The organism is Hymenobacter gummosus (assembly GCF_003970915.1).
Classification (GTDB): domain Bacteria; phylum Bacteroidota; class Bacteroidia; order Cytophagales; family Hymenobacteraceae; genus Solirubrum; species Solirubrum gummosum.
This window is the reverse complement of record NZ_RXOF01000006.1, coordinates 178,816-195,772: the sequence shown is the minus strand read 5'-3', so window position 1 is coordinate 195,772 and position 16,957 is coordinate 178,816. Positions and strand designations below refer to the sequence as shown.

Genomic DNA, 16,957 nt, shown 5'->3' with positions numbered 1-16,957 from the left:
AGACATGCAACTCACTCGTCAAGGCAACTTGCTGCTGTACGGATACACAGCCGATATGAGTAGCGGTCAGATTCATGTTAAGCTGCTGGAACTAACTCAAAATGGAGACTCGGTGCAAGGCCGACGAATTGCCCCGCCTGGGGTAAGTCGGAATGTGGCCGCGCCAGATAGGAATTTCGATAGTTTATTACCACTTACGGATGGAGGGTTTTTAATGCTAACAGGCATTGATTCCGTGAACCGGCCTAACATGCCGCTGGCCGTGAAGGTGGACGCGCAGCTGCGCCCGGTCTGGACGCGGGTGGAGCGCTACGTGCCGCCGCGCTCGTTCGGGGCGGTGGGGCGCTACGGCAACGCCGTGGAGCTGGCCGACGGCTCCGTGCTGGTGTTATGCTACTACGCAGGAACGCCCGCCGCCGAGGACCGCCCCTTCTACCTGCTGCGCCTGGACGGGGCCACCGGCCAGCTGCTGCAGCGCCACGAGTTTCGCAGTACCATCTGCAACCGCATGGCCGCCTTCCAGCTGCTGGCCGACGGCGACAGCGCCGCCTACGTGCTGGGCGCGTGCTCGGCCGGTCCGGGCGGGGCCAGCGTGCAGGCGCCCTACGCCGCCCGGCTGAGCCTGCGCGGGCTGCCGGCCGTGGTCACGGCCGGCGCCTCGGCCCGGCCGCGGCCCGCTGAGGCCGCCGGGCTGGGCCGGCCCTACCCCAACCCGGCCGCCGGCGCCGTGCGCGTGCCCTACCGCCGGGCGGCGGGCACCGGCCCGGCCACGCTCGTGCTGCTCGACGCGCTGGGGCGGCGCGTGCGCCGGGTGCCGGTGCCGGCGGCCCCGGGCGGGACGCTGGCGCTGCCGCTGGCGGGGCTGGCCGCCGGCCTCTACTGGCTGCGCTACGAGCAGGCCGGCGCGCCCGTCGGGCCCGGGCGCCGGCTCGTCGTGCAGCCGTAAGCTGCCCCGATGCCTTACCGCTGTCGACGCTTGAAGGCGGTCCACTTTAGCGGCGTTGTCCAAATCCGGGGCGGTATGAATCAATCGATGTGGATAACTCGCGCGTACCTAACCGGACATCACCTATGCGCCCCATCCGATGCCTGCCAATCCCGTTACCCATCCCCCGGCCCGCAATACGCCCCGGGCCCGCGCCGAGCTGGTTGCCCGCTTTCAGGACTTCCACCGCCGCGCCGTGCAGCACACCGGCCCCGAATCCACGCTCCGGCTCTACTGCCGCGCCCTCTGCGACTGGGCCGCCGACCCTAACACCGACCTCTACCACGTGGAGCGCCTCGTCGACGAAATCCAGCACGCCCTGCGCCTGGAGGCCGCCGACGACGAAGAGGCCGCCGGGGCTCAGCCCCCGATTTCCAGCCGCACCGGGCCGCCCACGGGGTAGCCGGTGCAGGTCAGCACCAGGCCGCGGGCCAGGTCCCGCTCGGTCAGCACTTCGTTGTAGCTCATCCACACCCGGCCCTGGGTGCAGCGGGCCAGGCAGTTGCCGCAGCGGCCGGCCTCGCAGCTGTAGGGCAGGCGCAAGTCGTGGCGGCGGGCGGCCTGCAGGATGGTATCGGGGTGCTGGCTGCTGAACTGGTACTCGCGGCCGGCCCAGTGCACCGTCACGGGGTGCGCGTCGGTGTCGGGGGGTAGCAGCGGGGGCACGTAGGGCGGCTCAGTGTTGAAGTTTTCCCGGCGAATGTTGTCGGGCGGCAGCTGCAGCTCGCGCAGGGCGTAGCCACACATGCGCATGTAGTTCAGCGGCCCGCACACGTAGGCCAGCAGCTGGGCGGGTGGGGCCGTGGCGTGCTGCCGCACCAAATCTTCCAGCAGCTCCTTGTAGAGGTGGGCGCGGGCCAGGTCGGGAGCATTGCTGTACAGCCACTCGATGCGCAGCCGCTCGGGGTAGCGGGCCGCCAGGGCCAGTAGCTCTTCGCGGAAGATGGTGGTGGCCGGGGCGTGGTTGGAGTACACCAGCACGGCACTCAGCGTGGGCTCGGTGGCCAGCAGTGTCTTGAGCAGGGAAAATACCGGCGTAATGCCCGAGCCGGCCGCCAGCAGCCACACCTGCCGCACGGCGCGCGTATCCTCGGGCAGCACAAACAGGCCGGCGGCCCCGGTGGTAAGCAGCGTGTCGCCGGGCCGCACCCGGTCCACCAGCCGCCGCGACATCAGTCCGTTGGCAATGCGCTTGATGGTGATGCGCACGGGCTCGTTCAGGGCCGGGGCCGAGCTGAAAGAGTAGGAGCGGCGCACTTCCTGGCCGTGCTCGTGCGCTACCAGCGTAAGGTACTGGCCGGCGCGGTACACCAGCGGCAGCCCGTCGGCCGGGGTTAGCTCCAGCGTCACGGTGTCGGCGGTTTCGGGGCGCACGGCGGCTACGGTCAGCGGCCGGTAGGGCGTTTCGGCGGTGGGCATGGGGCAAGCGGCAGATTCGGGCGCAACAAACGAAAACTGCCCCAACTGCGGCGCCCGGCTACCCTGTGGAGAGACAGGGCGGCCGGGCGCCAGGTGTTGGGCTGTGGAAGAAGAGCGGATGCCAGCTTACGCGGTCGGTCCGGATTAAGTTGGATTTGGAAGATAATACTTTTCCGCCGGAGCAAGCGGCTGACGATGAGCCGCGTCGTAGGCCGGAGCTCGAATGCTACAAGCTAGCTCCCCTCCTCAGATGAGGAGGGGTCGGGGGGGGGTGAAAACTACAGATAGAAATTACTCTCAAGCATCAACACGCGAGGTGTCTCGGCTTTGCTCGACAGGGCGTTCTGATGACGAGTCAACCACCCCCAACCCCTCCTCATCTGAGGAGGGGAGCTAGTCTCTAGCTGCGCCCTGCAATCAGGCCCAGCTAGAGTATCAGCCAATCAGCTGCAGCGCGGCCAGCTTTTCGCTGATGAAGCTGACCTCTTCCGCCGTCAGCCCGACCTCGATGGCGCGGGCGTTCTGCTCGGCCTGCTTGGCGTCGCGGGCGCCCACCAGGGCTACCGTGATGCCGGGCTGCGCCAGCGTCCAGCGAATCACCAGCTGGCCCAGGGTGGCGTTTTTGCTTTCGGCCAGGGGCTGCAGCTGCGCCAGGAAAGCGTTGACGCGCGTCACGTTCTCGGGCGTGAACAGCCGGTGCCCGTTGCGCAGGTCGCCGGGGCCGAAGTCCTGCCCGGGCTTGATTTTGCCGGTCAAGAGGCCCAGCTGCAAGGGGCTGTAGGCCAGAATGGCCTTGTTGTGCTCAATGCAGTACGGCACCACATCGGCTTCGATGTCGCGGCGCACCATGCTGTAGGGCACCTGGTTAGACGCCAGCCGGACAGTTTGCTCCGCCTCCTGCATCTGCTGGGCCGAGTAGTTGCTCACGCCCACGGCGCGCACCTTGCCCTGCTCCACCAGCCGCTGCACGGCCTCCATCGTCTCGTGGATGGGCGTGGTCACGTCGGGCCAGTGAATCTGGTACAGGTCGATGTAGTCGGTGCCGAGGCGACGCAGCGAGTCTTCGCACTCCTGCACGATGCTCGCGGCGGCGGCGTACTTGTACACGTCCAGGTCGCGGCCGCTGTTGTCCTTGGTTTTGAAGCCGAAGTCGCCGCGGGGCTCGGGCAAATCCCAGCGCATGCCGAACTTGGTCAGAATCTGCACCTTGTCGCGCGGCAGCCCCTTGATGGCCTCGCCCACGATTTCCTCGCTCAGCCCCTGCCCGTAGATGGGCGCCGTGTCGATGCTGGTCACGCCCAGCTCGTAGGCCCGGCGGATGGCGCCCACGGCGTCGTTCTGCTCGGTGCCGCCCCACATCCAGCCGCCCGCGGCCCAGCTGCCGAAGGCAATGCGCGACACGGTCAGCCCGGAGTCGCCCAGTTGTTGATATTCCATGTTGGTCGTAATCGGTAAGAAATGCCGTGCCCGGGAGCCGGGCACGGCAATGGTAACCCAATGGCCGGCCCGAAGGTTATAGCGGAGCCGCGGGTTTTCCCCGCCCGGCCTACTTTTGCCCCGCCGCCCCGCCCTTTCCACCCGCTATCCATGTCCGTTCTTTCCTTCCGCCGTCCCGACGGCCACGTCTTTCTCACGGCTGAGCGCAACCGCGCCGAGGGCTGGATTCACGCCCGCTGGTCCGGGGTTCAGACGCTGGAAACCGTGCAGCAGGGCGGCCTCGCCTACGTGGACATGCTGCGCGCGGAGCCCTGCGCCAAGCTGCTCAACGACCACCGCGAACTGGTGGGCCGCTTCACCGAGGCCAACGACTGGATTGCCCAGGTCTGGACGCCGCTCATCGTGCAGGCCGGGCTGCGCTACTTCGCCCACGTCCTCTCGCCCGGCATCTTCGGGCAGATGTCCATCAAAGACCTGCACCAGCGCATCGAAGGCGTGTTCGAGCTGCGCATGTTCGGCGACCTGGAAGAGGCCAAGCAGTGGCTGCGCACCGTCGACCAGCAGCCTTAGCCGAATGCTCCCACCCCCTCCCGACCAGCTGCGCAAAGAAGCCCTCCGCCTCGACCTGGGCGGCTACCAGCTCCAGGTGCTGCGCCTGCACCCGCCCGGTCCGGCCGCCGACCAGCTTCCCACTCTGGTGTTTCTGCACGACTCGCTGGGCTGCATCCGGCTCTGGCGCGACTTTCCTGCCCGCCTCGCCCGGGCCACCGGCTGCCCCGTCCTCGTCTACGACCGGCGCGGCTACGGCCAATCCGATGCCTTCAGCGCGGCTCCTCGCACCCCCGGCTACCTCGAAGCCGAAGCCCCCGTGCTCCGCCAGCTGCTCAGCCGCTGCGGCATCCACCGGGCCATCCTGTTCGGCCACTCCGACGGCGGCAGCATTGCCCTGGTAGCCGCCGCGCAGTACCCCGGGCAGATTGCGGCCGTCGTTACCGAAGGCGCCCACGTGTTCGTGGAAGACCTCACGCTGGCCGGCATTCGGGCCGCGCAAGAGCAATACCGCAGCACCAATCTGCCCGAGCGCCTGGCCCGCTACCACGGCCCCAAAACCGAGGCCGTGTTCCGGGCCTGGGCCGATACCTGGCTGGCCCCCGGCTTTCGCCGCTGGAACATCGAAGGCTACCTGCCGCGCATTCAGTGCCCGGTGCTGGTGCTGCAGGGTGAGAATGATGAATACGGCACCACCGCGCAGGTCGAGGCCATTGCCAGCCAGGTCGGCGGTCCGGCCCGGAGCGTGCTGCTGCCCGGGGCCGCCCACTCCCCGCACAAGGAAGCCCCCGACGAGACGCTGCGCCTGGCCGCGGCGTTTGTGCAGAACGTGCTGGCCAAGTCGTCCGCGCCGTAGCGCGAAGTGGCACTTCGCGTATCGTTGAACGACAATCGTCCGCGCGTTAGCCGGCCCAACAGCAGCAACGATACGCGAAGCAGAGCTTCGCGCTACGGCGCAGGCGACGACCAAGCCGCAAAAAAAGGGGGCGCGAGCTATCCAGCTCACGCCCCTTCTGAAGTCCGCGTCGGGTCCATTCCCCAATGCCCTTGCCAACCGGGTAGTTTCGGTGCATTCTCCCAACCCCTGGCTACGTTCGGTTGACTGGCGGCTCCAGTGATACTGATGGCGCGTCCCTGACCACTAGATTCCCGGTGGCGTTGCCTGCGTGAAGCGGAAGCCCGGGGCAGCAGAAAAACAGCTGCAAACTGATGATGAGGGAATTGCGAGTTTGAATGTTGGGCTATTAATTCTGAAAACCACTGATCAGCCCCCGGATTTTTTGTGCAAACGTTATCGGGAACGTTGCCAATGCTGGCTGCCAAACGCTCGTTTGGCACTCCGCCCGCGGCTCAGCGGAACGACATAGCGCTACAACCCACTCCCGTAGCTGGCCGCCTGAGACCCCCGCTGGAATTCTATTGGCTGGCCTGCTCCAACCTCGGCTGGAACCAAAGCCAGCGCGGCGCGTTAGCAACAGAGTAGCCACCGGCCAATTAGTAAATTATTGCTAGATTGGTACTTGTCCAATTTTACCCTGGTCGCCGATGAACCTTCCTCAGCTCGTTTCCGCCGCTTTCGTCACCGGCTGCCTGCTGGCCGGGTCTTCGCCCTGCTTGGCAGGCGGCAACCCCACTACTTCTGCCGTGACGGTGGTGGTGTCGCAGCTGGCCTCCACGCAGGCCGCCGTAAAGCTGTATTTCTACAACGTACGCGAAGGATTCCTGCAGCCCAAGCAGTACGCCTTTATGAAGGTGGTACGCCCCGGCGGGCAAGACCGCATTACGCTGCCCGTGGAGCTGGCCAACGGCGACTGGGCCGTGGCCATCACGCAGGATACCAACAACAACGACAAGCTCGACAAGAACATGGTGGGCATTCCCACCGAGCCCTACGCCTTTTCCAACAACGTGCGCCCGCGCTTCGCCCCGCCCGAGTTCGACGACTGCAAATTCACCGTCAGCGGGCCGGGCAAGGTGGTCAATATCGTGCTGAAGCCCTGAAACGCCCTGCTGCCCTGGGCAAGTACGGCGGTGCCGAAGCCGGCGGAGCCGCGCCGGTTTGCGGGCAAGTAGTTGGCTGCGGGCGCAACCTCGACGGGCTTTGTCCCGTTCTGGGGGCTCGAAACCAGAGGATTGTGCTGAGGATTGTAGCTTTGCCCGTCTGAGTTTCCCTGCCGCCCATGTCCGACGTTGTCATTCGAGCTGAATCCTACGGGTCCCTGCTGTTTGCCCCGGAAGTTCCCTGCGTCATTACGCAGTGGCACGGGTTTGCCAACAGCCAGCAGTTCCGCAGCATCATGAACGACGGCCTGGCCTGGTTCGAGCAGCAGGCTGAGCGCACCTGGCCCCTGGGCTGGCTGGCCGATTGCCGGCAGATGAGCGCTATTACCCCGGCCGACCAGATCTGGCTGGAAACCGACTGGAACCCCCGCGCCTACGCGGCCGGCATCCGGCACATCAGCATTGTCACTTCGGAAAATATCTTCGGCCGCATTGCCACCCAGGTGTACGCGGCCAACACTGAGGCCCAGGCGCACTACACGCTGGAGCCGGTGACGTCGGCCAGCCTGGAAGAAGCCAAAGACTGGCTGCAGGGCCGGCTGCAGGGGCGCTAAACCGTTACAGCGGCTCGGCGGGCGGCCGAAACGGGTTGCCGCCCGAAGCCAGCTGGTGCAGAATCTGCACCACGCGCCGGGCGCGGGTTTCGGCCTGCTTGCCCGCGTTGATGTGAAACGCCAGGTTGCGCTGCCGGCCCGGCGTCAGGCGCTGCCAGGAGGCTGCGGCCTCGGGCCATTCGGCCAGACCTTCGATCAGCTCCTCGGGCATGTCCACCAGGTCCGGCTCCGGGTCGGGGCGCAGGGTTACGAGCACTTCGCCGTCGTCGCGCAGGTTTAGTTCGCGGCGCAAGGCCTTGCTCACCATGATGTACCGCTCGCCGGTGTTCATGGGCATCAGCCCGCGCCGCAGCGTGTGGCCGTTGAGCGTGGCTATGACGCGCTTCACCGCTTTGCCGCCGAGGGCCTCCACTACGTAATCGGGTACCACAATCATGGCCATGGGCATAAACCCGAGGCCATTGGGCAGCAGACGCGCCTGAAACGCGAGGGGTTCGGCCAGCATAAGCAGCTATTGGCGTAAGGAAGCGGGCCGACAGCCGCCGGAGTTGGGACTGTCGGCCCGCGGCTACTTATTTTTTAGCCCGCAGCTCGGTGCCGGCCGGCATGGGAATTTCGCGCGAGGTCTGGAACTCCGGCTGCTTGTCGGCGCCCTCTTCCAGGCGGCGCTGCACGATGCGGATGCGGCCCGAGGCGTCGGGCAGCACGGCCAGGTCGTTGCTGGTGCCGGAGTTGGGGTCGTAGCTGCGGAAACCGATCAGCATGCTGCCGGGGAAGTTGGCGCGCTTGGCTTCGGCCGCGTCCACCTGGTCGGGCTTGCCGGCGAAGGGGCCCAGGTCGATTTCGCGCGACTCGCCGCCGCTCAGCACCAGGTAGGCGGTGTTGCGGGCCGGGCCGCCCTCCGCGTCCTTCACCGGGGCGAAGCGGAAGGCCAGCTCCACGGGCTTGGCCGCGGGGGCGGCCGGGGCCTCGGTATTGGTGGAGCCCGACACGCCGGGGGCGGCTTCGCTGGCGTCGGCGGCGCCGGCTTCGGGCGCTTTCACCTCACCGGCCGGGGCCGACTGCTCGGTGGCGGAGTTGTTTTGGTTGCAGCCGGTGGCCAGCAGGACGGCGGCGAGCAGGGGCAGAGCGTAGCGTTTCATCGGGCAGGGGAGAGAAAAGCCGAACGTAGATTTTTCGGCTGGTAAGATTAAGCATAATCACGGGCCGGCCGCGCACCCCACGCCGAAAAAGACGTCCCGCCCCCGGCGGTACCGCAGCGGCGGCGGAAACCTTTCGGCCCCCGTGCTGCTTATAGCAGCCGTATTCCAATTTGCCCCTGCCCCATGAAAGTTGAAATCTGGTCCGACATCATGTGCCCGTTCTGCTACATCGGCAAGCGCCGCTTCGAGGCCGCCCTGCAGCAGTTTGCCCACCAGGACAAGGTGGAGGTGATTTGGCACAGCTTCGAGCTGGACCCGAACATGCAGACCCGCCCCGGCCAGAATATCAACGAGCTGCTGGCTGAGCGCAAGGGCGTGTCGTTGGCCGAGGCCCGGCGCATGAACGAGTACGTGGCCGGCGCCGCCCAGGAAGTCGGCCTGCGCTTCGACTTCGAGCGGATGCAGCCCGTCAACACCTTCAACGCCCACCGCTTCAGCCACCTGGCCGCTGCCCAGGGCAAGCAGGACGCGGCCGAGGAGCGGCTGTTTGCGGCCTACTTCACCGAGGGCCGGAACGTGGACGATGCTGACACCCTGGCCCAGCTCGGCACCGACATCGGCCTCGACGCCGAGGCGGTGCGCCGCATGCTGGCCTCCGACGAGTACGCCCAGCAGGTGCGCATCGACGAGTACCAGGCCCGGCAAATCGGGGTGCGCGGCGTGCCCTACTTCGTGTTTGAGGACAAATACGCCGTATCGGGCGCGCAGCCGGCCGAGCTGTTTCAGGAAGTGCTGACCAAGGTTTGGGACGAGTTCAACCCCGCGCCCACGCCCGTGACGCTGGCCGAAGGCCCTGCCTGCGGCCTCGACGGCGCCGACTGCTAAATCCGGCCCGGCTCCACAACCACCCAAGCGCCGCCGCAGCCTCTGAAACGGGCCGCGGCGGCGCTTGGGCGTTTAGGGGCTGTTATCTTCGGGGCCGCTTTTTACAATTTATGAGCAACGAAGAACTGGAGTTCCGCACCATCGGGGCGGCGCAGGCTGGGGCCGAGCCCGGCCAGCTGTTTGGCAAGCCCTGCTACAAGGTCAATGGCAAGGCCTTCGTGTGCTTTTTCCAGCAGGCCATGGTGTTCAAGCTCAGCGGCCCGGTCCACCAGCAGGCCCTGGCCCTCGACGGCGCCCAGCTGTTCGACCCCTCGGGCAAGGGCCGCCCCATGAAGGAGTGGGTGCAGGTGCCGGCCGACTACCGCGCCCAGTGGCCACAGCTGGCCGCAGCGGCCCGGCAGTACGTCGGGCAGTAGCCCTGCGGGCCAAAAACCACTGCGGCCGGCCCCGCACGGGAGCCGGCCGCGGCCGTTAAGGTAGTTGGTGCTGCCTAGCGCTGGGCCGTTTCGGGGCTCAGGAAGGCAAAGGAGCGGCCCTGGTAGCGGGGCAGCTGCAGGCCGTTGCGCAGCTTGATAAACGAGCTGTACGGGGCCACCGGCGCAATCATATTGATCAGCCAGGTGGGCAGTTCCCCGCCCGGGTCTACCCGGAAGGTGTAGTCGATGCGCAGGCGGCTGTCGGTAATCTGGTGGACCGTCCACTGGCCCGTCCATGCAGGTACCCGCACGATGCCCTTCTGCACCGGCATCATGCCCGCCACCGAGTTGGTGTGGATGACGAGCAGCTTCTCGGCCGGCGTGTAGTTAAACTGCAGGCGCATCACCAGGTCGCGGTTGTCCACCGGCCGGGGCATCTGGCTTTCGATGTAGTAATACAGCTCCGTCTCGCTGACGCGCCGGATGAGGTGGGCGCGTTTGGTGTTGCTGATAACCTGCGTGTAGTTGTCCACGTCGGAGTACAGCGCCACCAGCTGCGAGAGGGTGCCGGGCATTTCGCAGTGCACCCGGATTTCCTTGAAGCGGCTGCCGGGCGAATGGCGCGAGTACACCTTTATACCGTCCTTATTCGTTTCCAGGCGCCACGACTCACTAGCCACCGCTGCGGGCCGGGCCGTGGGGGCAGCGCCCATGCCCGTGCCAGCGCAGCAGAGCAGGGCGGTAAGAAAGGCACAGCATGCGCGGGCGGTACGCATCTTTGTATGGGCTTTGAAGGCGGAATAGGCGGAGTCGGACCGTGAAAATACAACTTCAAAACTTCATAAACCAACTTTCTTGCCAGAACGGCAAACCTTTTCCGCATCCCGCGGTTGACGCCGCCCCGCCGGCTCCCAACCAAGCCGCCGCGGCCGGGGCCTGATCGGGAGCGGGGGCAGCTGACGCTAGGAAATAACCACTTCCACCCGCCGGTTCTGCCGCCGGCCTTCGGGGTTGTCGGAGCCGTCGGGCTTGGTATTTGGGGCCACCGGGTCGGCTTCGCCCCGGCCCTGCACCTGGGTCTGGCCCGGGTTGCTGCCGCCGTTGGTTTTCAGCCAGTCGGCAATGGCCTGGGCGCGGCGGCGCGAGAGGTCCAGGTTGTACTGGTCGTCGCCCTTGGCATCGGTGTAGCCGGTAATGACGACGCGGCTCTTGGTGTACTGCTTCACCACTTCGGCCAGCTTGCCGAGTGTGGGCGCCGCCTCGTGCTTGGTGTCGGCCTTGTCGAAGTCGAAGAGTACGTCGGCGTCGAAGTTGATGACCAGGCCCATATCGGTCATCTTCGCGCCCAAATCGGAGGCCGCGCCCGACAAGTCGCTGACCACGCCGGTGAGCTTCTGGCCCTGGTCGGCCATGCGCCCCGCGCCCGAAGTGGCGGTGCCGGCCGGGGCTGCGTCGGGGGCCGGGGAGCTGGCCGCGGTGGTGGCTGGTGCTGGCTGCTGCGCCGCGCCGATGGGCCGGGCATCGGTGCCGCTCAGGGGCTGGCCGGGGTCGGCCGCCGCGTTGTCGGCGGGCTTGTCGGAGCAGCTGCCGAGGCCGAGCAGGGCCGCCAGGGCCAGCACGGCCGTACAGGAAGCGGGGCGGCTCATCGTTGCACGGCTACGGCATCAAAGGAGCCGGCTTCGGGGATGCGGAGGGAAATGGTCTGGCTGGTGGCCGGCGGGGCCGGGAATTTCAGCGAGACGAGGGCCGGCAGGTTTTTGCGCACGTCCACGCGGAACTGCTTGTTATTGAACGACAGCGGGGAGGCCATAAACTTGCCCTGCTGGTCCTTGAGCACCTCGTACTTGCGCGAAGTGGCGTCGTCGACGTAGTTGACCTGGTCAATATCCTCGAACACACTCACCGAGCCGCTGACGTCGGAGCTGGGCGGCAGCATGTACTGCAGCTCCACGCTCAGAATGTCGCCCACCACGCGGGCTTTGGTCAGGGCTACCTGGGAGCCGCGGGGGCCGGGCTGGGTAGCCAGGGCCGCGGGAGCGGGGGCCGGCGCCGGGGCCGCGGCTTCGGTGCGGGCTACCCCGGCGTCGGCCGGGGCAGGGGCTGGCGGCGCGGGCTGCGTGGTAGTTGTTGTGGTTTCGGTGGTGGTCGATTCAGGGCTGTCGGCGGTTTTCTCCTGACTGCATGCAGCGAGGCTCAGGGCCAGTACGCCGGCCAGAATGAGGGACTTATGCATGGTGTTGGGATGTGTGGTGGGAAGCATGGGTATGACTCAGGGACGGGCTAGGTTGAAAGTTCGTAACCAGAGTGCCATTTTGTTGCGCTGATTATTACCAAAACAACCACCTGAGACGCCACGCTGCCGGGCGGCCATTCCCGGCTCTACCCGCAGCCTACTCCGCCAGCCGCCGCACCAGCTCCGCCACCACGGCCGCGTCGGTTTCTGCCTCCGCCACCCCAAACAGTCCGCGCGCCGCCGGCACCACCGGGCCGCGGGCGCTGCTATGGAACTCCCGCGCCCCGCTGCCTTCCAGCACGGCCCGGATGGTGGCCGGCGAAATACCCGCGCCCGGCATGACGCTGACGCGCCCGGCCGCCTGCCGGACCAGCGCCGCCAGCCGCGGCAGCCCGGCCGGCGCCGTCGGCTGCCCGCCCGAAGTCAGCACCCGCTGGCAGCCCAGGCCGATAACGTCTTCCAGCGCCGCCGCCTGGTCGGGGCACTCGTCGAAGGCGCGGTGGAAGGTGACCGGCAGCGGACCGGCCGCGGCCACCAGCTCCTGGCAGGCGGCTACGTCCACGCGGCCGGCTGCGTCGAGCACGCCCAGCACCACGCCCGCGCAGCCCAGCGCCCGGCACTGCTCGATGTCGGCGCGCATGATAGCCCGCTCGGCGGGGCTGTACACGAAGTGGCCGGGGCGCGGGCGGATGAGCACGAACACCGGGATGCTGAGCTGCCGCCGCACTTCCCGGATCAGCCCGTAGGAGGGCGTGATGCCGCCCTGGGCCAGGTTCTGGCACAGCTCGATGCGGTGGGCGCCGCCAGCCTCCGCGGCCAGGGCCGAGGCGAAGGAAGCGGCGCAGACTTCCAGCTGCCGCCCGCTCATTTCAGCAGGTACTCGCTGTCGAACAGCTCGTTTTTGCCGTCGGCGGCGCACACGGCGTAGTTGAAGCCCTTCTGCAGGGCGAAGGCGCCGTACTCGCCGCGGTTGTTCAGGGCAATAAAGCACACCTGAATGTCGCGGGCCTGCTCGCCCTTGCTGCGGGCCACGCGCTCTACGGCGGCGCGGCAGGCGGCTTTCGGGCTCATCCCCTGGCGCATCAGCTCCACGATGAGGCTGGCCCCGGCAATGCGGATAACGTCTTCGCCCTGCCCGGTGGCGGCGGCGGCGCCCACGGCGTTGTCCACGTACAGGCCCGAGCCGATGATGGGGGAGTCGCCCACGCGGCCGCGCATCTTGTAGGCCATGCCGCTGGTGGTGCAGCTGCCGCTGAGGTTACCCTGCGCGTCCTGGGCCAGCATGCCGATGGTGTCGTGGTTTTGCTTACCGCCCACCGGCCCCACTTTGCGCGGGCTGCCGCTGTTTTCGACGTTGATGACCGGCTTGTACTGGCTGGTCTTGAGCCACTCGCGGTAGTCTTTTTCGGCGTCGGCGCTGAGCTTCTGGGGCTCCAGCTTGAAGCCCTGGGCCAGGGCAAACTGCTGGGCGCCCTCGCCCACGAGCAGCACGTGGGGCGTGCGCTCCATCACCCGGCGCGCCACGCTGATGGGATGCTTGATGCGCTCCAGCGCGGCTACGCCCCCGCAGTTGAACTTCTCGTCCATGATGCAGGCGTCCAGCGTCACGCGTCCGTCGCGGTCGGGGCGGCCGCCCAGGCCCACGCAGCAGCCCAGCTCGTCCTCGGTCACCATCACGCCGGCTTCCACCGCGTCGAGGGCGCGGCCGCCGGGCTTCAGCACTTTCCAGGCCCCCAGGTTGGCGTTGAGGCCGGCATCCCAGGTGGAAATAACGATGGGCCGGCCGACGGCCGGGCGGGGCGCCGGAATAATAGCAGCCGCGGCCGCGCGGCCGGCGGCCAGCGCGGCCAGGCCGGCGGCCGAGGACTTAAGAAACTTTCTGCGGTTGGACATGGCGGGAGCAGGCGAAGAACTGCGCGCCAAAGAACGAAAGTTAAGCCGAGGTTAACCGCACCACGCCGCCGATTGGCAGGAACGGGCGAGCCGGCCGCGGGCGGATAGACCAGGGGCACGAAATCCGGTTCGCGGTGGCTGGGCTGCTGGGCAGCTGCTACTTCAGGCCGTGGCGGCTGGCGTCAGCTGGGCCTGGCAGGCGAAGTGAAACAGGGCCGACAGCAGCACCTTGCTGAGCTGGGCTTCGCGGGTGCGGCTGGCGGCGTCGGCGGCGGGCTGGCGCTGCTGGCAGGCCTGCTGCACGGCGTTGTAGACGGCGGCGGCGGGGTAGCGGGTCAGCAGCTCGCGCAGATCAGCCAAATCGGTGGCGGTGAAGTAGCTGTTGAGCGACAGGAACCCGAGCAGCTGTTCCCGCGCGGCGGCCGAAGCCGTGGCCATGCCCGACTTCAGGACCGGACTGGAGGGCAGTTGGGCCTTCAAGCGGGCCAGCGGGGCAGCTAGCTGGATGGAGTGCGGAGCGGAAGTAGCGGTTTGGTACATAAGGTGGAGCATGTACGGTGGTGGAACTGATGGTGATTATAGTTAAAATATTTATTGTTTAAGTTATATAAAGACGAAATATTTTCCCATTGTGCAAGCCACCCCGTGTATGTACAATCGGCCGGGGCGGGCCGCCGAGCAATTCTTGCGCGGTTTTTTAATGGCCCGGGCGCAGATTTACCTTGGCCGCGCCCATATTGCAGCTTCCCGGCTTCGCGGCCGGCTGCTCCCATCCGCATCATTCCCACGCGCTTACTTATGCCCACCTTCTTCCTTCCGGCCGCCGCGTCGGTCCGCCGCTGCCTGCGCCGCGTTTTGCCGCTGGCTCTGGGCCTGCTGCCCGGCCTGCCCGCCGCCGCCCAGACCGCCGCTCCCACCATCACCCGCCTGAACCCGACCAACTGGTGGGTGGGCATGAAGCACCACGACGTGCAGCTGCTGGTGTACGGCCCCCAGGCGGGCACGCTCACGTACTCCATCAACTACCCCGGCGTGAAGCTGGTGAAGGCCAACACCGTCGAAAACCCCAACTACGTGTTCCTCGACCTGAGCATCAGCCCCACGGCCAAGCCCGGGCAGGTGAAGCTGGTGGGTAAGAAGGGCGCCCAGACCGTGACGCGCAGCTGGGAGCTGCGCGCCCGCGACAACGCCGCCAAGGGCCAGGGCGTCACGCAGGCCGACCTCGTCTACCTGGCCATGCCCGACCGGTTCGTGAACGGGGACCCCTCGAACGACAAATTTGCCGACATGGCCGACCCCAACGCCGACCGCGCCAACCCCTTCTACCGCCACGGCGGCGACTTGCAGGGAGCGGCTCAGCGCATCGGCTACTTCAAGGACCTCGGGGTGACGGCCGTGTGGTTTACGCCCGTCATCGAAAACGACCAGCCGCTCACCGACGAGGGCGGCAACATGCGCTCGGCCTACCACGGCTACGGCTTCACCGACCACTACAACGTGGACCGGCGCCTGGGCGGCAACGCGGCCTACAAAACCTTCGTGCAGCAGGCCCACGCGCAAGGGCTGAAAGTGGTGCAGGACGCGGTGTACAACCACGTGGGCATCAACCACTGGACGGTAAAGGATTTGCCCATGAAAAGCTGGCTGCACCAGTGGCCCAGCTACACCAACACCTCGTACCGGCAGCAGTCCGTGACGGACCCGCACGCCGCGGCCATCGACCGGAAAGTGCTGCTCGACGGCTGGTTTGTGCCCTTCCTGCCCGACCTCAATCAGCAGAATCCCTACGTGGCCAACTTCCTGATTCAGCACGCGCTCTGGTCGGTGGAGAACTTCGGGGTGGATGCCTGGCGCATCGATACTTATATGTACAACGACCAGCCCTTCATGAACCGCTGCAACGCGGCGCTGCTGGCCGAGTACCCGCGCATCCACATCTTCGGCGAGTCGGCCGTGTCGAACGTGGTGGACCAGGCCTACTACGTGCGCAACAAGGTGAACTTCCCCTTTAAGTCCAACCAGCCGGGGGGGCTCGATTTCGTGCTCGAAGGCGGGATGCTGGCCGGGCTGAAGGAAGTGGGCGGCAAGGACGTGACCGGCTGGGACAACGGCGCCCACCGCGTGCACCAGGCCCTGGCCCAGGACGGGCTGTACGAAGACCCCACCAAGCTCGTCACCTTCCTCGACAACCACGACCACAACCGCTTCCTCTCGGAAATGGGCGAAGACGTTGCCAAGTATAAAATCGGGCTGACCTGGCTGCTCACCACGCGCGGCATCCCGTCGATGTACTACGGCACGGAAATCCTGATGAAGAACTTCAAGAACCCCTCCGACGCCGAGGTGCGCCGCGACTTTCCCGGCGGCTTCCCTGGCGACAAGGAGGACAAGTTCACCGCCGCCGGCCGCACGCAGGCCGAAAACGACGCCTTCAACTTCGTGCGCACCCTGGCTCAGTACCGCCGCACGCACCCCACGCTGCACGCGGGCAAGCTAATGCAGTACATTCCCGAAAACGGCCTCTACGCCTACTTCCGCTACGACAACGCCGGCACGGTGATGGTAGCCACCAACACCACCGACAAAGCCGCCGCCCTGCCCACCGCCCGCTTCGCGGAGCGCATGAGCGGCTACACCAAGGCCCGCAACGTGCTGACCGGCGAAACCCTCGCGGACCTGAAAACCCTGCAGCTGCCCGCTAAAACCGCCATGGTGCTGGAGCTGATGAAGTAACTTTCAGGTGCCATCCAGAGCGCCGGCAGGAACCTGGGGCCGCATCATCACCCGTACGCCTCACTCTTCCTTCGATATGGCCAAAAACAGCCGCGCCGCCTGAAAACAAGGTTCAGGCGGCGCGGCTGTTTCGGTAGAAGGGCTCCGGACTACTCGGAGTCCTCGTCCGACTGGTACGCCGGCATCTCCTCGGGCCGGGTGAGCAGGCCGGCGGTCAGCCCCACGGCGCCGATGCCGAGAAAGGCGTTGCGGGCCCGCTTGTTGTGGGCAAAGCCGAACAGCCAGGGCGCGGCCAGGGCCGTCACGCTATTGACGAAGTCCAGGGCAATGTGGGCTTTGAAGGGCAACACCTTAAAAGCGCCCCACTCGGCGCGGGTCATCAGGCCCGAAATCAGGGCCATGCCGCTTAGGGCGTAGCACACGGTGACGGCGGTTTTCTCCTCTTCGAAGCCGAACAGCTTGGGCGCGGCGGCCACCGTTGGAATGTAGGTGAGGTCGGCCAAGCCGTGGGCTTGCCGGGAAATGGGCTGGTTCATGGAATAAGGAATTGGGTGATGGACGGGATGCAGACGACGGCAACTGATTCCCAGACCAACGCGCCGGGCGGGCAAAAGGATAAGGCCGAGCTACACCGGGGCGCCGGCCCGGCA

Annotated in this window: 20 protein-coding genes; 9 read left to right on the top strand and 11 right to left on the bottom strand. The window is 66.7% G+C overall.

Translation table 11 applies throughout. The annotated features are described in order from the left end of the window. Positions 1–235 precede the first annotated feature (235 nt). On the top strand, positions 236–946 hold the full coding sequence (locus EJV47_RS12585; protein ID WP_126693506.1) for a hypothetical protein: 711 nt from the start codon (positions 236–238) through the stop codon (positions 944–946). Positions 947–1,085: 139 nt separating this feature from the next. Further along, positions 1,086–1,388 (top strand): hypothetical protein, encoded by a 303-nt coding sequence (locus EJV47_RS12580; protein ID WP_126693505.1) that lies wholly within the window; start codon positions 1,086–1,088, stop codon positions 1,386–1,388. Here the strand turns inward: EJV47_RS12580 and EJV47_RS12575 are convergent. After that, entirely contained in the window at positions 1,346–2,404 is a 1,059-nt protein-coding gene (locus EJV47_RS12575) for a ferredoxin--NADP reductase (protein ID WP_126693504.1), read from the bottom strand. The two genes, EJV47_RS12580 and EJV47_RS12575, sit on opposite strands and share 43 nt — an antisense overlap. 435 nt (positions 2,405–2,839) lie before the next feature. Beyond that, positions 2,840–3,841, bottom strand: coding sequence for an aldo/keto reductase (locus EJV47_RS12570; RefSeq protein ID WP_126693503.1), 1,002 nt, complete (start codon positions 3,839–3,841; stop codon positions 2,840–2,842). A 150-nt stretch (positions 3,842–3,991) separates the two neighbouring features. Between EJV47_RS12570 and EJV47_RS12565 the strand changes: the two genes are divergently transcribed. The 4 genes from EJV47_RS12565 to EJV47_RS12550 all read left to right on the top strand — a co-directional run bounded on the left by EJV47_RS12565 (position 3,992) and on the right by EJV47_RS12550 (position 7,005). Continuing rightward, positions 3,992–4,411: a hypothetical protein gene (locus tag EJV47_RS12565; RefSeq protein ID WP_126693502.1), complete on the top strand. Its 420-nt coding sequence runs from the start codon at positions 3,992–3,994 to the stop codon at positions 4,409–4,411. A 4-nt stretch (positions 4,412–4,415) separates the two neighbouring features. After that, positions 4,416–5,246 (top strand): alpha/beta fold hydrolase, encoded by an 831-nt coding sequence (locus EJV47_RS12560; RefSeq protein ID WP_126693501.1) that lies wholly within the window; start codon positions 4,416–4,418, stop codon positions 5,244–5,246. Positions 5,247–5,935: 689 nt separating this feature from the next. Continuing rightward, entirely contained in the window at positions 5,936–6,391 is a 456-nt protein-coding gene (locus EJV47_RS12555) for a DUF2141 domain-containing protein (protein WP_126693500.1), read from the top strand. A gap of 179 nt (positions 6,392–6,570) precedes the next feature. Next, positions 6,571–7,005: a hypothetical protein gene (locus EJV47_RS12550; protein WP_126693499.1), complete on the top strand. Its 435-nt coding sequence runs from the start codon at positions 6,571–6,573 to the stop codon at positions 7,003–7,005. 4 nt (positions 7,006–7,009) lie between these two features. Here EJV47_RS12550 and EJV47_RS12545 read toward each other — a convergent pair whose 3' ends face one another. Both EJV47_RS12545 and EJV47_RS12540 read right to left on the bottom strand, forming a co-directional pair. Beyond that, a complete protein-coding gene (locus EJV47_RS12545; RefSeq protein ID WP_126693498.1) occupies positions 7,010–7,510 on the bottom strand; it encodes a YdeI/OmpD-associated family protein in 501 nt (166 codons plus the stop codon). 67 nt (positions 7,511–7,577) lie between these two features. Beyond that, positions 7,578–8,147, bottom strand: a complete 570-nt coding sequence (locus EJV47_RS12540) for a hypothetical protein (protein ID WP_126693497.1) — start codon at positions 8,145–8,147, stop codon at positions 7,578–7,580. A 183-nt stretch (positions 8,148–8,330) separates the two neighbouring features. Here EJV47_RS12540 and EJV47_RS12535 point away from each other — a divergent pair, with 183 nt between their 5' ends. Next, positions 8,331–9,032: a DsbA family oxidoreductase gene (locus tag EJV47_RS12535; RefSeq protein ID WP_126693496.1), complete on the top strand. Its 702-nt coding sequence runs from the start codon at positions 8,331–8,333 to the stop codon at positions 9,030–9,032. 110 nt (positions 9,033–9,142) lie between these two features. Next, positions 9,143–9,448 carry a hypothetical protein gene (locus tag EJV47_RS12530; RefSeq protein ID WP_126693495.1) on the top strand — a complete coding sequence of 102 codons (306 nt, stop codon included), beginning with the start codon at positions 9,143–9,145 and terminating at the stop codon, positions 9,446–9,448. 74 nt (positions 9,449–9,522) lie between these two features. Here EJV47_RS12530 and EJV47_RS12525 read toward each other — a convergent pair whose 3' ends face one another. The 6 genes from EJV47_RS12525 to EJV47_RS12500 all read right to left on the bottom strand — a co-directional run bounded on the left by EJV47_RS12525 (position 9,523) and on the right by EJV47_RS12500 (position 14,114). After that, entirely contained in the window at positions 9,523–10,224 is a 702-nt protein-coding gene (locus tag EJV47_RS12525; RefSeq protein WP_126693494.1) for an START domain-containing protein, read from the bottom strand. A 186-nt stretch (positions 10,225–10,410) separates the two neighbouring features. Next, entirely contained in the window at positions 10,411–11,094 is a 684-nt protein-coding gene (locus tag EJV47_RS12520; protein ID WP_126693493.1) for an OmpA family protein, read from the bottom strand. Continuing rightward, positions 11,091–11,681, bottom strand: coding sequence for a hypothetical protein (locus tag EJV47_RS12515; protein ID WP_126693492.1), 591 nt, complete (start codon positions 11,679–11,681; stop codon positions 11,091–11,093). The genes EJV47_RS12520 and EJV47_RS12515 overlap by 4 nt, the downstream gene beginning before the upstream one ends. A gap of 157 nt (positions 11,682–11,838) precedes the next feature. Then, complete coding sequence (locus tag EJV47_RS12510; RefSeq protein ID WP_126693491.1) at positions 11,839–12,549, bottom strand: copper homeostasis protein CutC; 711 nt, start codon at positions 12,547–12,549, stop codon at positions 11,839–11,841. Further along, complete coding sequence (locus EJV47_RS12505; protein ID WP_126693490.1) at positions 12,546–13,574, bottom strand: glycosylasparaginase; 1,029 nt, start codon at positions 13,572–13,574, stop codon at positions 12,546–12,548. Before EJV47_RS12505 ends, EJV47_RS12510 begins: the two co-directional genes overlap by 4 nt. Positions 13,575–13,736: 162 nt before the next feature. Beyond that, a complete protein-coding gene (locus tag EJV47_RS12500; protein WP_126693489.1) occupies positions 13,737–14,114 on the bottom strand; it encodes a hypothetical protein in 378 nt (125 codons plus the stop codon). Between the two features lie 258 nt (positions 14,115–14,372). Between EJV47_RS12500 and EJV47_RS12495 the strand changes: the two genes are divergently transcribed. Then, complete coding sequence (locus EJV47_RS12495) at positions 14,373–16,307, top strand: alpha-amylase family glycosyl hydrolase (protein ID WP_126693488.1); 1,935 nt, start codon at positions 14,373–14,375, stop codon at positions 16,305–16,307. A gap of 149 nt (positions 16,308–16,456) precedes the next feature. Here the strand turns inward: EJV47_RS12495 and EJV47_RS12490 are convergent, their stop codons facing one another. Next, positions 16,457–16,843 (bottom strand): hypothetical protein, encoded by a 387-nt coding sequence (locus EJV47_RS12490; protein WP_126693487.1) that lies wholly within the window; start codon positions 16,841–16,843, stop codon positions 16,457–16,459. Positions 16,844–16,957 lie beyond the last annotated feature (114 nt).

Coding starts and splice junctions, on each gene's coding strand:
- EJV47_RS12580 (WP_126693505.1), top strand. CDS start 1,086: ATGCCTGCCAATCCCGTTACCCATCCCCCGGCCCGCAATACGCCCCGG.
- EJV47_RS12575 (WP_126693504.1), bottom strand. CDS start 2,404: ATGCCCACCGCCGAAACGCCCTACCGGCCGCTGACCGTAGCCGCCGTG.
- EJV47_RS12570 (WP_126693503.1), bottom strand. CDS start 3,841: ATGGAATATCAACAACTGGGCGACTCCGGGCTGACCGTGTCGCGCATT.
- EJV47_RS12565 (WP_126693502.1), top strand. CDS start 3,992: ATGTCCGTTCTTTCCTTCCGCCGTCCCGACGGCCACGTCTTTCTCACG.
- EJV47_RS12560 (WP_126693501.1), top strand. CDS start 4,416: ATGCTCCCACCCCCTCCCGACCAGCTGCGCAAAGAAGCCCTCCGCCTC.
- EJV47_RS12555 (WP_126693500.1), top strand. CDS start 5,936: ATGAACCTTCCTCAGCTCGTTTCCGCCGCTTTCGTCACCGGCTGCCTG.
- EJV47_RS12550 (WP_126693499.1), top strand. CDS start 6,571: ATGTCCGACGTTGTCATTCGAGCTGAATCCTACGGGTCCCTGCTGTTT.
- EJV47_RS12545 (WP_126693498.1), bottom strand. CDS start 7,510: ATGCTGGCCGAACCCCTCGCGTTTCAGGCGCGTCTGCTGCCCAATGGC.
- EJV47_RS12540 (WP_126693497.1), bottom strand. CDS start 8,147: ATGAAACGCTACGCTCTGCCCCTGCTCGCCGCCGTCCTGCTGGCCACC.
- EJV47_RS12535 (WP_126693496.1), top strand. CDS start 8,331: ATGAAAGTTGAAATCTGGTCCGACATCATGTGCCCGTTCTGCTACATC.
- EJV47_RS12530 (WP_126693495.1), top strand. CDS start 9,143: ATGAGCAACGAAGAACTGGAGTTCCGCACCATCGGGGCGGCGCAGGCT.
- EJV47_RS12525 (WP_126693494.1), bottom strand. CDS start 10,224: ATGCGTACCGCCCGCGCATGCTGTGCCTTTCTTACCGCCCTGCTCTGC.
- EJV47_RS12520 (WP_126693493.1), bottom strand. CDS start 11,094: ATGAGCCGCCCCGCTTCCTGTACGGCCGTGCTGGCCCTGGCGGCCCTG.
- EJV47_RS12515 (WP_126693492.1), bottom strand. CDS start 11,681: ATGCATAAGTCCCTCATTCTGGCCGGCGTACTGGCCCTGAGCCTCGCT.
- EJV47_RS12510 (WP_126693491.1), bottom strand. CDS start 12,549: ATGAGCGGGCGGCAGCTGGAAGTCTGCGCCGCTTCCTTCGCCTCGGCC.
- EJV47_RS12505 (WP_126693490.1), bottom strand. CDS start 13,574: ATGTCCAACCGCAGAAAGTTTCTTAAGTCCTCGGCCGCCGGCCTGGCC.
- EJV47_RS12500 (WP_126693489.1), bottom strand. CDS start 14,114: ATGTACCAAACCGCTACTTCCGCTCCGCACTCCATCCAGCTAGCTGCC.
- EJV47_RS12495 (WP_126693488.1), top strand. CDS start 14,373: ATGCCCACCTTCTTCCTTCCGGCCGCCGCGTCGGTCCGCCGCTGCCTG.
- EJV47_RS12490 (WP_126693487.1), bottom strand. CDS start 16,843: ATGAACCAGCCCATTTCCCGGCAAGCCCACGGCTTGGCCGACCTCACC.